The following is a 14,847-nucleotide window of genomic DNA, read 5'->3' as shown; positions in this document are numbered from 1 at the left end:
ATTATTCGCCAAATACCTGAATATTAAAGTTGCGGATTTTAGTACTGCCATTCGGCTGGTCAAAACTCACATCATACTGAACCAGATTTTTTGGATAGGCAATTTCATAACTCACCTTGTATTCACTTGGTTTGCCGTTATTTTCCTCGAAGTTCTTCCTCATGATAGTTTTGGACTTATATTCACCTTGCGGAATTGAACGTGAAAAACGCTTCATGATTTTTTCGTTATTTTGAAATTCTGCCTGCAACTTCGGCTCAAGCTGAGCTAAAAATTCGTCATATTTTCCATCACGCAAATCTTCATAAGCCACCTGTGCTGCCTTTTCCTGTTCAGGGCTAGGATCAGGCATACTATCCATTGCATTATTACAGCCGCTGAGTGCAATAGCTGCGGACAAAAGCATCAATCTGGTTTTCATTATTTAATTTACCTCTCATTTAGTCGATGTGTAAAAAAGGACGCCGAAGCGCCCTTTTTCATCAGTAGCAGAACTTATTCCTCTACTGTATTGTCATCATCTTTTTCAGCTGCTTGTGCATCAGTTACATCATCAGCTGCAGATTCAGTATTTTCAATATCTTCCAATATTTCCAACTCATCTTCAACTGCTTCAATCGCTTCCACACCGACCAGTTTTTCATCTTCAGCCAGACGGATCAGACGAACACCTTGTGCATTACGGCCAGTCTGTGCCACTTCAGAAGCACGGGTACGAACCAGAGTGCCGCCATCAGAAATTAGCATCAGTTCTTTAGATGCGTCAATCGCAACTGCACCGACCAGCTCACCGTTACGTTCTGAGGTCTTAATCGCAATTACGCCCTTACCGCCACGTTTCTTAGTTGGGAAGTCATCTACCGGGGTACGTTTACCATAACCATTTGCAGAAGCACACAGCACTTCACCGGTTTCAGGTACAACCACTAGAGATACGATACGGCTAATGAAGTTAGCTTCAGTTGCATCTTCATCATCAGATTCAATATCTGCATCTTCTGCATCTTCAACCTGAGAAGCACCGATGGTCACGCGCATACCGCGTACACCTTTGGCTGAACGACCCATTGAACGTACGTCAGTCTCTGCGAAACGAATTGCTTTACCTTCGTTCGAGAACAACATGATTTGCTGTTCACCATCAGTAATCGCAACACCAATTAAGGTGTCATCACCATTCAGGTCAATCGCACGTAAACCATTTGAACGAACATTCGAGAATTGTTCCAGTTCTACACGTTTAATCGTACCGTACTCGGTCGCCATAAACACATAGAAGTTCTTACGAACAGCTTCAGCTTGCTGTGCAAAGTCATTGATGATGTCATCATCAAGATCAGTGATTGAAAGTGCTAAACCAAGCTCTTTCAACTGAACACGAAGTGCATCAGAAATGTCATCTGCGCCATCTTCAGATTCAGCAAGCGCAGCTTCTAGTGCCGCAAAGTGACTATTGATCACTTCATTGGTTTGTAGCTGTGCAGCATTGGTTTTTACAAATACTTTGAAATCAGCCAGACGTTCTTTGAATTTCTTCGGTGCGTCAATCACTGGCAAGATTGCAGTAATGGTTTCATTGTCATCTAGCGGCAACAAGTTCACCATTGGACGACCTTTGGCACCACGCGAAGCTTGTGGCACTTCGTAAACTTTCAGACGGTAAACCTTACCGACATTGGTAAAGCAAAGCACAGTGGCATGATTCGATGTCACCACCATATGCTGGATGTAATCATCTTCTTTCATGCTGGTTGCAGACTTACCACGACCACCACGACGCTGAGCAGCATAATCAGATAATGGTTGAGTTTTCGCATAACCAGTTTTTGAAACGGTCAGAACCATCTGTTCTTCAGGAATCAAATCTTCACGAGAGAAGTCGATACGTGATTCAACGATATCTGTTTTACGCGCATCGCCATATTGCTGAAGAATTAGTGCTAGCTCTTCTTTAATCACATTCATCAATAAGTTGAAGTCATTTAAAATGGCTGTGTATTCAGCAATTTGACCTAAGATTTCAGAATATTCAGATTGAAGTTTATCCTGCTCAAGACCGGTCAAACGGTGTAAACGCAGTTCCATGATCGCATTGACTTGAGTCGGAGATAAACGATACACATCGCCATCAATACCAAATGGACGGTTTGGATCTTCACCTTCAATTTCGTCAGGACGTACAGAAACAGCACCCGCTTTTTCAAGTAATGCTGCCACACCACCTGCTGCCCACTCGCCTGCCTGTAAACGCTCACGCGCTTCAGCCGGGTTGGCAGAAGTCTTGATGGTTTCGATGATGGCATCAATATTTGCTAGAGCAACAGTTAAACCTTCTAAAATATGACCACGTTCACGTGCTTTGCGCAGTTCGTACATGGTACGACGTGTCACGACTTCCTGACGATGACGGATAAATGCAGCGATGATGTCTTTTAGGTTCATCAACTTTGGCTGGCCATTGTCCAGACAAACCATATTGATGCTGAAAGAGTTTTCTAACTGGGTATTCTGGAACAGGTTGTTCACGATGACTTCAGCATTTTCACCACGCTTCAGGTCAATCGCAATACGCATCCCTTCCTTGTCCGATTCATCACGAAGTTCAGAAATGCCTTCAAGTTTTTTCTCTTTGACCAGCTCGGCGATACGTTCAATCGTTTTCGCTTTGTTAACTTGATAAGGAATTTCCGTGAAGACAATCGTAGTACGGCCAGATTTGGCATCTTCTTCAAAGTGATATTTACCACGAATATGCAAACGGCCTTTACCGGTACGATAGGCATCCACGATACCTGATTTACCGTAAATAATACCGCCTGTCGGGAAATCTGGACCGGAAATGTATTCCATCAAACCTTCGATGCTGATATTTGGATTATCTGCATAAGCCAGACACGCATTCACCACTTCAGTCATGTTGTGTGGCGCCATATTGGTCGCCATACCGACTGCAATACCAGCCGCACCATTCACCAATAGGTTCGGAATACGGGTTGGCATGACTTGCGGAATACGCTCAGAACCGTCGTAGTTATCTTCCCAGTCAACTGTATCTTTTTCCAGATCGGCCAGTAATTCATGGGTCAGCTTACGCATACGAACTTCGGTATAACGCATTGCCGCAGCGCTATCGCCATCGATCGAACCAAAGTTCCCTTGACCATCAACTAGTTGGTAACGCAGACTAAAGTCCTGAGCCATACGGACAATGGTTTCATAAACAGCAGAATCACCATGTGGGTGATATTTACCGATGACATCACCTACAACACGGGCAGACTTCTTGTAAGCTTTGTTGTAGTCATTGCCCAATTCGTGCATTGCGAAAAGCACACGACGATGAACAGGTTTTAGACCATCTCGTACATCTGGCAAGGCACGTGACACAATCACGCTCATTGCATAGTCTAAATACGAGTGCTTGAGTTCATCCTCAATGGCAATCGGTCTAATTTCCGATACGCTCATGCATACTCCTTATTCTACAAGCCAAATTTGGCTTGCATTTATATGTCGTAAAACTTGCAAAATAATTAACTCAAACGACAGAGTTAAAAACTAAAATACAGCCCTAAATTATAGCATAAACACTTGTATTTTTGTGTCTAAATATTGAGCTTAACCTTGTTAATTATCTTCATTTTAGTGATCATTTTCCTGTTATTTTTAACGACGAAAAAATTATAAAATCAACAGGCGTAAAAAAAAGATGCTGCAAAAATTTGAGCATCTTTTTTGGGCTTAGAATTGGCTAAAAGTGATCTTAATTAGATACTTTTCTGTAATTCAATACTGCCACAATCAGCAAGATCGGCAGCAGCATCTCTACCCCTTCTTCAATAGTCATAATCATGACTTGTGTTTGGGGCAGCAGTTTTATACTAAACTCTTCACTAAGTGTTGATGTCGTACGGTCTAGTACTTTACTGATCCCACCACAAGCAATCGTCAAAAAGACAAAAAAGTATGCTGTGTTCCAGGTGTTTTTAGCCGTACGTACAGTAGTGATTAACTTTTTCAACAGTACAATGAAAACAAAAGCGATGCCTGACAACAAGATAAATCCAAGCACTTTATCCATCATGGGAATTTCAGCACTGCGATAGAAATTGGTTTTAATGAAACTGACTTCAAACACACGCTTATGAAAATCCATTTCCCGCATTCCCAGCAGAATTGCGGCTACTGCCATAAAAATTCGGGTATTTAGCTTGATTTCAATATTGAGCAGACACAAAAGTGCAAGCAAATACCATAACCACGGACTAAGCACCTCAAAAGCGCCTGATTCACTAAATAAGTACCGCGTCACTTCAAGTGGTGCATTCCAGGCAGTATGAATACAGATACTCAGATAGAGAGCAATAAGCAGAAAGCTCATTGACAGGAGACGGCTAGTTTTGGAAAAGAACATGATTCAAAGCAGGAGGAAAAGCAAAGTCGAATTTTATCACTTTTCACCCAAATGAAATAGTCATGATCTGACTGCAAAGTATTTTCCAGCCAGAAAACTGATTTTGTATTTTTTCTGAGCAGCATTAAAAATACTTATTCAATAACTCGACCCGTCATCAGCGATTCAGTGAATGGATGCTTATTTATCTTTGTTGATGAATCAGTCCTAGGGCATATCTATGTATGATCCTAAAAAACTTAGGTTTTCATAGGTAAATTTTTAACCCCAACTGCTTTAATACTTCTGATACCGCAGCACCAATCTAATCAAAAACGTTAAAATCAGCGCAATGACGCCAATGACTAATCCAACAGTAATTATAAATAAGATATATATCACCAGCCCAATGGGATCAGCTGAAGGTCCCTCAAATAGCCAACCGGTCCTTCGATTAAGTATTTCAGTATCAGCGAATGCTGCCAACATAAATAGCATCCCGACATAAGCAAAACAGCCACATATTAAAAAGAAAGCGACTAAACCAAAAGATAGACTTGACTGGATGCAATAGACCAAGCCTCCTAAACTTAGGAGAAAGATGATCAAACCAATAATCAGAATAAAAATACGCTGAAATAAAGGATCATTAAAAATCATATTTTTTTCAGGTAGCTGTAAGGCTGACATTTATTATCTTATTTAATTTTTTATCATTTTAATTTATTTCATATACCTATGAAAATAAATTATATTTTAGAAAAAATAGACAATAAAAAACGCCTCTTAGTACAAAGACAAGAGGCGTTTTTCGAACCTGATTCAGGAATTAGACTTTAGAAACCAATTCAGGAATTACAGTGTTCAAGTCACCTACTAACCAGTAGTCTGCTACTGCATTAATTGGAGCTTCTTCATCTTTGTTGATCGCAACGATCACTTTAGACTCTTTCATACCTGCCAAGTGCTGGATCGCACCAGAGATACCTACAGCAATGTACAGGTCAGGTGCAACGATCTTACCTGTTTGACCAACCTGCATATCGTTAGGAACGAAACCAGCATCAACTGCAGCACGTGAAGCACCTTGAGCAGCGCCAAGTTTGTCAGCTAGTGGATCAAGGATTTTGTGATAGTTCTCACCAGAACCAACACCACGACCACCAGAAACTACGATACGAGCAGCTGTCAATTCAGGACGTTCAGATTTAACGATTTCTTCGTTAATGAACTTAGAAATACCAGCATCGCCAGTAGAAGCAGCAGCTTCAACCGCAGCAGAACCGCCTTCAGCAGCAACCGCATCAAATGCAGTACCACGAACAGTTGCAACGATTACTGATTCAGAAGACTCAACAGTTGCAATCGCGTTACCTGCATAGATCGGACGCTTGAATGTATTTGCAGAATCAACAGCGATGATGTCTGTGATCATGCTGACATCAAGAAGTGCAGCAGCGCGTGGCAGAATGTTTTTGCCAGTCGTAGTAGAAGCAGCAAGGATGTGGCTATAGCCTTTACCTAATTCTGCAACCAGTTTCGCTACGTTTTCAGCCAGTTGGTTTGCATAAGCAGCGTCATCAGCAAGTAGAACTTTGCTTACGCCCGCAACTTTAGCTGCCTGATCAGCAACTGCTTGAGCGCCAGAACCAGCAACCAATACAGTGATATCACCACCGATTTTTTGCGCCGCAGCAACAACGTTTAAAGTAGCAGCGTTAAGTGCTTTGTTGTCGTGCTCAGCGATTACTAAAATACTCATGATTTTTATCCTTCTGTATTAGATCACTTTCGCTTCGTTTTTCAATTTTTCTACAAGTTCGTCTACAGACTTCACTTGTACGCCAGCTTTACGCTCTGCAGGAGATTCAACTTTTACTGTTTTCAGTTTAGTTGTAGTAGTTACACCGAAATCTGCAGGTGACTTAGTATCAAGCGGTTTTTTACGCGCTTTCATGATGTTTGGAAGAGCTGCATAACGTGGCTCGTTCAAACGCAAGTCAGTAGTTACGATCGCTGGAAGTGATAATTCAACAGTTTGTAGACCACCGTCGATTTCACGAGTCACCTGTACTTTGTCGCCTTCAACTTTAACTTCTGAAGCGAATGTACCTTGACCTGCACCTAAAAGTGCACCAAGCATCTGACCAACCTGGTTAGAGTCGTCATCAATTGCTTGCTTACCAAGAAGGATCAATTGTGGTTGTTCAGCTTCAACAACGCCTTTTAGAATTTTAGCAACTTCTAGCGCACCCAGTTGGCTGTCATCAGCTTCAACCAGAATACCGCGGTCAGCACCAAGCGCCATTGCAGAACGGATTTGTTCTTGAGCTTCTTTAGGACCAATAGAAACAACAACGATTTCTGAAACAGTTCCTTTTTCTTTTAAACGAACCGCTTCTTCCACCGCGATTTCACAGAATGGGTTAATTGACATTTTAACGTTTGTTAAGTCAACACCACTGTTGTCCGGCTTAACGCGAACCTTAACGTTGGCATCAACCACACGTTTTACAGCAACAAGAGCCTTCATGTAATCCTCGGCTGTTTTAGCAAATGTAAATGTTGAGAAAAGTTATAATAACTCTTCACTTAAATTTTTTTAGGTGCCCTATCTTGCAATGTGCACGGCATTTCGGTCAAGTCACAATTCAGCAAAGAGCTGTAAAAATGCGTAATTTTCCTTGAACGATGCGTTCACAATTAATCCGTATCGATTTATTACAATGAATTTTATCAATATTTAATAAAATTTAACCTTTGATTTTTATTATGTTTTTATTTGATGAAACACATCAGAACTTTTGATTTTTGCTTATTAAATGCACAAATCCGTCCTTGGATTTGTGGAAAATGACTTATATTTAAAAATGACCGCTTTGGTCAGTTTGGACATAAAGCAAAATTAATCAGGATTTATTCTGCATATCTGCTCAATTTACTCCGCTTTATTTTGTTGGGCAGGTCTAAAAATCGGGTTGTCATCAATCTATAAATATAAAAAAAGCATACCGGGAACAGTATGCTTTTTTAAAATACGCCATTGCTTAATTAATAATTAACCAGCTTGCGGCAAGGGCAAGTAAACCACCTGAGGTGCCATCCACCCATTTTTGTTTACGCTCATCAATTTGTGTGTTGCGGGTGATTCTGCTGAACAAGATGCTGAGAGCGCAGTAGACTATGAAAATCATGCCGATAAAAATAAAAGACAGAATCAGGCCTTGGCTCACCGTATTTCCACTTTTATCGATAAACTGCGGCAAGATTGCAAAATAGATCAGCATGCCTTTGGGATTAAGTAAGGCCGTAAAGAAGCCCTTTTTCACCGGATTAGCAGTGGTCTTTTTCTCAATTTTCATTGAGTTTTTACTAAATACTGATTTCAACAGGCTACAAGCCAGATAGAGCAAATAAGCAATACCCAGCCAGCGAATTGCTTCAAACAATACCGGAAAAGACACGATAATCGCTGCGATTCCTATTGCTACCAAAATGGAATGTACCAGATAACCTGAACAGATCCCGATGGTTGCCATCATGCCTGCTTTTGCATCTTTACCCATCACTTGAGACAGGATAAACAGCATATCTGGTCCAGGTGTAAAAATCAGGGGAAGCACGGTTAGTGCAAAAAGTGCAAATACAGACATTTCCTTTTCCTTTAAATCTTCGGAAAGTGGAATTAGTATCTGCGAATTTTTACAAAATAGGCTTTCAATTTATTTTATAATAAGTATTATTTTTCGAATTATATTCTAATTTATGAAAATATCTTCCAAGTCTGTGCGAGTAAAACTTGATCGAATTGATAAAAATATCATTTATCATTTGCAAGCCAATGGCCGTATTCAGAATAACGATCTGGCACGTGAAATTGGACTATCCCCTTCTTCCTGTCTGCGTCGGGTGAAATTGCTTGAAGATGCGGGCGTGATCCAGAATTACACCACCATCGTTGATTCACAGAAAATTGGTTTTCAGTTGATTCTCTTTTCACGGATCTGGCTGGTGGGTCAGGATGCAGAAACCATTGATACTTTTATCGAGGCGATGAAAGAACTGCCTCAGGTGATGGAGTGCTATATCATTCTGGGTGAATGTGATGCGATGTTAAAAGTTGTGGTGCCTGACCTGGAAAGTTACCGTAAATTTCAGTCTACCCATCTAACCAAGAAAAATGGCATTACCAGTGTCAAAACTGATTTACCCAGCCAGATCATCAAGCAAAGTTTTCAGCTACCCCTGGATGACTTATAAAATATTTTAGCAATAAAAAAGGATGACCGTAGTCATCCTCCATGTTCATTAAACTTGTAAAAAGTCACGATGCACATGACTCAGTTCAATCAGTTCATAAGATTTGAGATCGAAAATATTCCAGATTTCGAGCGCATCTTCTTTCAGGTCAACAGCTTTACTGGCTCGCTGTGTGGTCTGCCATTGCAGATCAGAAATCCATAGATAATACTGGCCTGTTTCAGGATTATAAGCCTGCATTTTACCTTCTGCATTAATCCCCTGCACGATTGCCCCTTCAGGGAGAACAGCTTCAATAGTGGGCAAGCTAATCTCAACAAAATGTTTGATCTGGCGTAAACCATAACCCGCGAACATGTCTTTTTGAGCTGGGCTTAACTGCGCATACTTTTGTTGTATATCCGGGATAATTGCTGTGTCCATAAAAATTCCAGTATCGAGATCGCTGATTTTCTTTTAAAAATTGATTACTATTTATACTTATATCCGAAAACAGCCATTTGAAAAATAAGACAATAGTGAAATATCTTTCCAACAGTCTGTTCAGGTCATATTTTGAGCATGATACATGAAAGTTTTGTGCCATGAATCCTCATCATCCGACAAGCGGATGAAAATTTTATATTTTACCTATTCTTTATGCTGTGCCCGTGGATGCGCCTGATCATAAATCTGTGCCAAACGATCAAAATCAATATGAGTATAAATTTGTGTAGTACTCAAATTACTATGCCCCAACATTTCCTGAACGGCTCGAAGGTCACCGCTATTCGACAGCATATGACTGGCAAAACAATGCCGCAATAAATGCGGATGCAGGTCAACATTAACCCCTGCACGCTGCGCCTGAAACTTGACCCGGTTTTCAATTTGCCGTGCACCGAGCGGATTGCCTTTTTGGGTGATAAATACATTCGCGTCAGGTACAAAATCACCATTCCAGCGCGGATAAATTTTTAGCCATTCCATCAGACTGTCTTTTGCTTTTGAACCAAAAGGCACCACCCGGGTTTTATTGCCTTTACCGGTAATCCGCAGGAGCTGACGATTAAAATCAACATCCTTGATTCTTAAGCTCTGAATTTCTGCCAGTCGCAAACCACTGGAATAGAGTAATTCCAGAATTGCCTTGTCTCTCAACCACATTTGTTGCTGCGCTTCGGTTTCTGGAGCCGGCTGGTCCAGAATCTGGTTCACAGTTTCGATATCGACCATACCCGGCAAAGGACGTGATTGACGTTTCAACTGAAAATCATCAGCCGGATTAAATGCCAGATACTGCGCCTGCTCTGCCCATTTCATGAACTGGCGAATCGAAGAGAGCATCCGTTGCAAGCTACTCGAACTTAATCCGTGCTGCTCGACTTTTTCAGCCAGAAATTGACGTAAATCTGTGGCTTCCACATCATTGAGTGCAAGTTGTTGTACTGCGCAGAATTCCAGAAAATCAGCCACATCACGTTCATAGGCCTGTAAGGTATGTTTAGACTGGTTCTGGATCTCACGTTCTTTGAGCCAGATTTCGAGCAAGTCTTTTGCAGAAAGGTTTATTACTTGCTCCATTCAATTGACTCCAGCCAGGCTTCAATCAGTTCTGCGGTCTGTACTGGATGAGTCGCCGCAAAGAAATGATCCCCACCTTGAATTATATGCAAATTTGCATGTTTAAAATTTTGCTTTAAGCATTTCCCCACCTGAACGGTACTTAAAGAGTCTTGGTCACCCCAGATCAATAGAATAGGAATCTCAAGACTGCTTAACTGTTTCAGGCCAAATACGGTTTGATCTTGTAAAAACCAATCAGGGACATCTTTAAACTGCTCGCGATAATCTATCCGCCAGTCAGCACAACTGAACTGTGATAGATCCACACCACCAGAAGTTGCCAATAAAACCAGTCCTTTGACTTTCTCTGGATGTTCGAGGGCAAGCCCAACTGCAAGAACTCCCCCCATGGACTGGGCAACCAGAATCGAATCATCCTCAATCTGCTCTGTGATGAGTTCCTGCAGATCATGAAGATTTTGAATAGTTGAATTTGGTTCTACCCCATCGAAGCCCGGATATGCCAATATTTTTGTAGATTGACCTGTTTTTAAATGAGCCAACAAGGGCTGCCAGAAAGCTTGGCTGCCTGATGCACCCGGTAAAAACACAAGCTGATTCATAGCAGTGTTGTGATATCAATTAAATATGGAATTCATCCTATCATAAAAAAAGCACCGTACTATGTGCGGTGCTTTTTAGAGAAATAAATGTTGGGATTAACCTTGGAAGTAGCGCAAGTCCAGACGGCCTTCATAAACATTGGCGGTTGGACCCGTCATCCAGACCACATCACCTTCTTTCCATTCAATCTGCAATTTGCCACCCGCAAGTTCAATTTCGACCTTGCTAGATAACAAACCACGGCGCATACCAGACACTGCTGCCGCACAGGCACCGGTGCCACAAGCCAGTGTTTCGCCTACACCACGCTCATAAACACGTAAACGTGCATGCTTTTCATCAATGATCTGCATAAAGCCAGCATTAACACGTGCCGGGAAACGCACATGGGATTCTACCTGTGGACCAATTTTAGCCACATCGGCAGTTAGCACATCCGGAACAATCGTCACTGCATGTGGATTTCCCATATTCACCACATCAATCGTCAGTTTCTCTCCACCCGCCAGATCGATGTCATACAGATTTTCCGGTTCTTCCGCCACAAATGGAATTTCCTGAGGCAGGAATTTTGGATAACCCATATTCACTCGCACCCAGCCGTTGGCACCAAGTTCAGGCTCTACAATTCCAGCTTTGGTCTGTACCTTGATTTTGGTTTTTGTGGTCAATTGACGCTCATGCACAAAACGGGCAAAACAGCGCACACCATTTCCGCACTGCTCAACTTCAGAACCATCCGCATTAAAGATACGGTATTTAAAATCTGCACTTGGAATATCAGGCGGTTCAACAATCAAGAGCTGGTCAAAACCCACACCAAAGTTACGATTTGCCAAGCGCTGAATAGTGAGAGTATCCAGATAAGCACGCTGGCTAATCAGGTCTACCACCATAAAATCATTGCCCAGGCCATGCATCTTGGTAAATTCAAGCAACATTATTTATTCTCCTTAAGGCAATAAACGCTCACGTTCCCAAAGTGATTTAATCGTTTCGCGTTCACGAATCAGATGCGCCTGATCACCATCCACCATTACTTCAGCAGCACGACCACGGCTATTGTAGTTCGAACTCATTACGAAACCGTATGCACCAGCACCAAGTACCGCCAGTACATCATTTTCTTTAATGGCAAGCTCACGTTCCTTACCCAGAAAATCCCCAGTTTCACAGATCGCGCCCACCACATCCCATTCTTTTGTTTCCACATCTGTACGCGGTGTCACGGATTGAATATCCATCCATGCTTCATATAAAGCAGGACGAATCAGGTCATTCATCGCGGCATCAATGATGGCAAAGTTACGGTGATTGGTTGGTTTCAGTAAATCCACTTTGGTTAATAACACGCCTGCATTGGCAGAGATACTACGACCCGGCTCCATATAAACTTTCAGACCCAGTTTTTCTAAAGCAGGACGCATGGCATTGGCATATTCTTCAACCGATGGCGGTGTTTCATCTTTATATGTCACACCCAGACCACCACCAATATCGATGTGTTTCAAGTTGATGCCCATGTCTTTAAGCTTATCGATCATGACAATGACACGATCCAGCGCATCAACAAAAGGCTGGGTTTCAGTCAACTGCGAACCGATATGACAGTCAATCCCGACCACTTCAAGATTTGGCAATGACGCTGCATATTGATAAGTTTCAAATACGCTGTCGGATGGAATACCGAATTTGTTTTCTTTTAAACCAGTGGAAATATATGGATGGGTTTTGGCATCAACATCCGGATTAACACGTAGTGAAATAGGCGCTTTAACATTAAGTTCAGCCGCTACTTTCTGAATACGATCCAGTTCGGCATATGACTCGACATTAAAACAGGCGATGCCTACTTCTAATGCCTTTTTAATATCTGCTTCTGATTTACCCAGGCCCGAGAATACGATTTTCGAAGGTTCACCGCCGGCTTTCAAGACACGAGCCAGTTCACCACCAGTCACAATATCAAAACCAGCACCCTGCTTGGCCAATACATTCAATACCGCAAGATTAGAGTTTGACTTTACCGCAAAACAGATTTGATGATCGATAAAGCTAAAAGCACGGTCCATGTCCAGATAATGCTTTTCAAAAGTTGCTTTTGAATAAACATAAAGTGGTGTGCCAAACTGCTCTGCGAGCTGTTGCAGTGAACATTGCTCAGCATGCAATACCCCATTAATGCGGGTGAAACTCATGAATGTATCCTTTCTCTGAAAGTCTTAAGGAGATGGTGTTGAATCGGATTCAGCAGGTGCTTCAAACTGCTGCTTGACCGGCGCATCCTGTTGTTCATCTGATACTTGCGGTGCAGATTCAGTATTTTTATAGAGTAAATACTTGGCACGTTTATCGTAGTTTGGATCATTCGGAAGATGTAAAGCTCCCGACTGCCCACAACCGACCAAGGCAAAACCGGCTGTAATTAAACTGATGCAGCAAATGACCTGACGCATCTGACCACCTATATGAGTATTTTCGATGAAGTATAACGCGATCATCCGTATGACCAAAGCGCTAAACGCTAGAGAGTATATTCAGACATAAAAAAACGCCAGCAGATCGCTGACGTTTTTATTGATATGGATTATTTATGTTTCTGTTTATAGAAGCCTAAATATCCAATAATCAGCAAAATGAACCAGACCGGGCTGACCATCAAGGCACGGCGGGTATCGTCTTCCAGCGATAACACACCAATCATACCGACAAAGAAAATAATCACGATCCAGCAAGTCACCAATCCACCAGGCAGCTTAAATATGGATTTAGCATGCAATTCCGGACGAGTACGGTAATAGATCATGTAGCTCCAGATAATAATCAGCCATACACAGATAAACAGAATAGTCGATAGAGTCGTTGCTAAGGTAAATGCTTCAACCGTATTCGGCACGAAGTACTGTAATGCTGCACCCAACAATAAACAGATCGCAGAGAAATACAAAGCATTGGCTGGAACGGCGCGCGAATTCAAACGACCAAAGGCTTTAGGTGCCTGTTCTTCACGAGATAAACCGAACAGCATACGGCTGGTTGAGAACACCCCACTGTTCATTGATGACATTACTGATGACAACACTACCAGGTTCATGATGATCGCAGCCGCGGCAATACCAGCTTGACTGAACAGATTCACAAACGGAGAAACATTTGGATTGATCTGATCCCATGGTGTTACTGACATCACAATGATCAGAGCCAGCACATAGAAAATAATAATACGGATCGGAATCGAGTTCACCGCTTTAGGCAGGTTACGCTCTGGATCTTTGGTTTCAGCAGCCGTAGTACCAACCAGCTCTACACCTACAAAGGCAAAAATCGCAATCTGGAAACCAGCTAGGAAGCCCATAGTCCCTGTCGGGAATAAACCACCATGATCCCAGATATGAGCAAATGAAGCGACCGTACCTGCATCATTAGTAAAGCCAGTAAAGATCATCCACAGACCCACACCAATCAAAACGATAATGGCGATAATCTTGATCAAAGCAAACCAGAATTCCATTTCACCAAACAGTTTCACGGTTGCCAGGTTCAAGCCCATGATGAATACAATAGAGGCAATACTGATCAGCACGCCTTCGCCCGGAGTAAATGGCAGGCCGTTATTAAAGAATTGCAAGTAATAGATAATGGCTGACAGATCCGCGATACCAATCGTGATCCAGCATAACCAATACGTCCAGCCGACAAAATAACCTGCCCACGGCCCGATCAGATCGGTGGCAAAATCGATAAAAGATTTATATTGCAGATTGGATAACAGTAATTCACCCAACGCGCGCATGACTAGAAACACCATAAAACCGATGATCATATAAATCACCAGAATGGATGGTCCTGCCAAGCTAATGGTTTTCCCTGAACCCATAAAAAGGCCGGTGCCAATCGCACCCCCAATGGCAATTAACTGCAGGTGCCGGTTGGATAAACTACGCTGTAGCTCACCATCTTCCGATGATGAGTGACTATATTTTTCTGACATTATTTCATTTCAACTTTGAGTTTTAATCGCGACA

The 14,847-nt window shown here is 42.1% G+C and carries 15 protein-coding genes; 1 reads left to right on the top strand and 14 read right to left on the bottom strand.

The genetic code is table 11. From position 1 onward, the window contains the following. Position 1 precedes the first annotated feature (1 nt). The 7 genes from AC4MCD_RS04400 to AC4MCD_RS04370 form a co-directional block, all read right to left on the bottom strand. A complete protein-coding gene (locus tag AC4MCD_RS04400) occupies positions 2-421 on the bottom strand; it encodes an outer membrane protein assembly factor BamD (protein WP_168382334.1) in 420 nt (139 codons plus the stop codon). 74 nt (positions 422-495) lie between these two features. Then, on the bottom strand, positions 496-3,468 hold the full coding sequence (gene gyrA / locus AC4MCD_RS04395) for a DNA gyrase subunit A (protein ID WP_491876633.1): 2,973 nt from the start codon (positions 3,466-3,468) through the stop codon (positions 496-498). A 295-nt stretch (positions 3,469-3,763) separates the two neighbouring features. Beyond that, positions 3,764-4,381 carry a hypothetical protein gene (locus AC4MCD_RS04390; protein ID WP_180010664.1) on the bottom strand — a complete coding sequence of 206 codons (618 nt, stop codon included), beginning with the start codon at positions 4,379-4,381 and terminating at the stop codon, positions 3,764-3,766. Between the two features lie 309 nt (positions 4,382-4,690). Further along, positions 4,691-5,083 carry a hypothetical protein gene (locus AC4MCD_RS04385; protein ID WP_419365408.1) on the bottom strand — a complete coding sequence of 131 codons (393 nt, stop codon included), beginning with the start codon at positions 5,081-5,083 and terminating at the stop codon, positions 4,691-4,693. A gap of 139 nt (positions 5,084-5,222) precedes the next feature. Beyond that, entirely contained in the window at positions 5,223-6,155 is a 933-nt protein-coding gene (locus AC4MCD_RS04380; RefSeq protein ID WP_419365409.1) for an FAD-binding protein, read from the bottom strand. Between the two features lie 18 nt (positions 6,156-6,173). Further along, positions 6,174-6,926 (bottom strand): electron transfer flavoprotein subunit beta/FixA family protein, encoded by a 753-nt coding sequence (locus tag AC4MCD_RS04375; RefSeq protein ID WP_159124425.1) that lies wholly within the window; start codon positions 6,924-6,926, stop codon positions 6,174-6,176. A 514-nt stretch (positions 6,927-7,440) separates the two neighbouring features. Next, on the bottom strand, positions 7,441-8,046 hold the full coding sequence (locus tag AC4MCD_RS04370) for a LysE family translocator (protein WP_180016992.1): 606 nt from the start codon (positions 8,044-8,046) through the stop codon (positions 7,441-7,443). Positions 8,047-8,158: 112 nt separating this feature from the next. Here AC4MCD_RS04370 and AC4MCD_RS04365 point away from each other — a divergent pair, with 112 nt between their 5' ends. Then, a complete protein-coding gene (locus AC4MCD_RS04365; protein WP_208462066.1) occupies positions 8,159-8,653 on the top strand; it encodes an Lrp/AsnC family transcriptional regulator in 495 nt (164 codons plus the stop codon). Between the two features lie 48 nt (positions 8,654-8,701). Here AC4MCD_RS04365 and AC4MCD_RS04360 read toward each other — a convergent pair whose 3' ends face one another. The 7 genes from AC4MCD_RS04360 to AC4MCD_RS04330 all read right to left on the bottom strand — a co-directional run bounded on the left by AC4MCD_RS04360 (position 8,702) and on the right by AC4MCD_RS04330 (position 14,813). Then, on the bottom strand, positions 8,702-9,076 hold the full coding sequence (locus AC4MCD_RS04360; RefSeq protein ID WP_180012776.1) for a hypothetical protein: 375 nt from the start codon (positions 9,074-9,076) through the stop codon (positions 8,702-8,704). Between the two features lie 207 nt (positions 9,077-9,283). Next, a complete protein-coding gene (gene xerA, locus AC4MCD_RS04355) occupies positions 9,284-10,174 on the bottom strand; it encodes a site-specific tyrosine recombinase/integron integrase (RefSeq protein WP_419365430.1) in 891 nt (296 codons plus the stop codon). Between the two features lie 29 nt (positions 10,175-10,203). Then, positions 10,204-10,821 carry an alpha/beta fold hydrolase gene (locus tag AC4MCD_RS04350; RefSeq protein ID WP_419374716.1) on the bottom strand — a complete coding sequence of 206 codons (618 nt, stop codon included), beginning with the start codon at positions 10,819-10,821 and terminating at the stop codon, positions 10,204-10,206. Between the two features lie 96 nt (positions 10,822-10,917). Further along, positions 10,918-11,763: a diaminopimelate epimerase gene (gene dapF / locus AC4MCD_RS04345; RefSeq protein ID WP_004784684.1), complete on the bottom strand. Its 846-nt coding sequence runs from the start codon at positions 11,761-11,763 to the stop codon at positions 10,918-10,920. 12 nt (positions 11,764-11,775) lie between these two features. Further along, a complete protein-coding gene (lysA, locus tag AC4MCD_RS04340; protein WP_491876632.1) occupies positions 11,776-13,020 on the bottom strand; it encodes a diaminopimelate decarboxylase in 1,245 nt (414 codons plus the stop codon). Between the two features lie 24 nt (positions 13,021-13,044). Then, a complete protein-coding gene (gene lptM, locus AC4MCD_RS04335) occupies positions 13,045-13,278 on the bottom strand; it encodes an LPS translocon maturation chaperone LptM (protein WP_491876842.1) in 234 nt (77 codons plus the stop codon). A 131-nt stretch (positions 13,279-13,409) separates the two neighbouring features. Beyond that, positions 13,410-14,813: an amino acid permease gene (locus AC4MCD_RS04330; protein WP_166137739.1), complete on the bottom strand. Its 1,404-nt coding sequence runs from the start codon at positions 14,811-14,813 to the stop codon at positions 13,410-13,412. Between the last annotated feature and the right edge of the window lie 34 nt (positions 14,814-14,847).

This window comes from Acinetobacter sp. CAU_H_78 (assembly GCF_058599365.1).
Note: the sequence above shows the minus strand (reverse complement) of the source record. Positions and strands in the feature narration are given on the sequence as shown.